Source organism: Cryobacterium sp. 10I1, assembly GCF_035019805.1.
In the GTDB taxonomy this organism is placed as follows: domain Bacteria; phylum Actinomycetota; class Actinomycetes; order Actinomycetales; family Microbacteriaceae; genus Cryobacterium; species Cryobacterium glucosi.
In genome coordinates, this window is sequence record NZ_JASJVF010000520.1 from 1 (window position 1) to 802 (window position 802).

Here is an 802-nt window from a genome sequence, read left to right on the forward strand (position 1 = left end):
ACGGCATCCGTCGCCGCCTTCGACGGACAGGTCGGGCAAGCGGCATACGCGGCCTCGAAGGGCGGGGTCGCGGCGATGACCCTGCCGCTCGCCCGGGAGTTCGCGCGCTCATTGATCCGGGTCGTGTCGATCGCGCCGGGCGTCTTCGACACCGCGATGCTGCAGGGCATGCCCGCCGCGGTGCGGGAGTCGCTCGCCGCGCAGGTTCCGCACCCGGCCCGGCTCGGCGACCCGAACGAGTTCGCCGCGCTCGTGCGGCACATCGTGGAGAACCCGATGCTCAACGGCGAGACGATCCGGCTCGACGGCGGAATCCGGATGCCGCCCCGCTGAGCCCGCGCGACCCGGCCTACTCGATGTGGTTGACCTTCCGCTGCGGGGAGCCGGCCGCCCAGCGCTCCGCGGAATCCGTGGCGAGCCCGGCGATCTCGTCCTGGCGGTGCACGATCGCCTCGGCGGCCGCGATCCGCTCCGTCAGGGCCGGCAGTGCGACACCCGCGAGCAGCGCTGAGAGCTGCGCCTCGTACTCGATCCGATGGTTCTCGGTGCCCTCGGTCAGCGAACTCAGCAGCGCGGCGTACTCGATGCGCGCCTCGCGGGCGGTGGCCTGCTCGGTCTGGGTATTCAGCTCGAAGAACTTCGTGCGCGCCCGGTTCTCGGAGATGAGCGCGGCGCGATAGTTCGGGCCCGTGCTCTTCTGCCCGGTCTTCACCCGCAGCCCCGTGGCCCTGGCCAGGATCTCCCTGGCCCTGTCCCGTTCGGCGCGCAGGACCTGAGAACCCGTGACCGTGCCGACGTAGTT

The 802-nt window shown here is 71.6% G+C and carries 2 protein-coding genes; one reads left to right on the forward strand and one right to left on the reverse strand.

Features of this window, described 5'->3' with window-relative positions:
- On the forward strand, positions 1-333 hold a 333-nt coding region (locus QN345_RS19530), incomplete at its 5' end, for an SDR family oxidoreductase (RefSeq protein WP_323509175.1).
- Between the two features lie 16 nt (positions 334-349).
- Here the strand turns inward: QN345_RS19530 and QN345_RS19535 are convergent.
- The coding region (locus QN345_RS19535; RefSeq protein ID WP_323509176.1) for a hypothetical protein at positions 350-802 on the reverse strand (453 nt) is incomplete at its 5' end.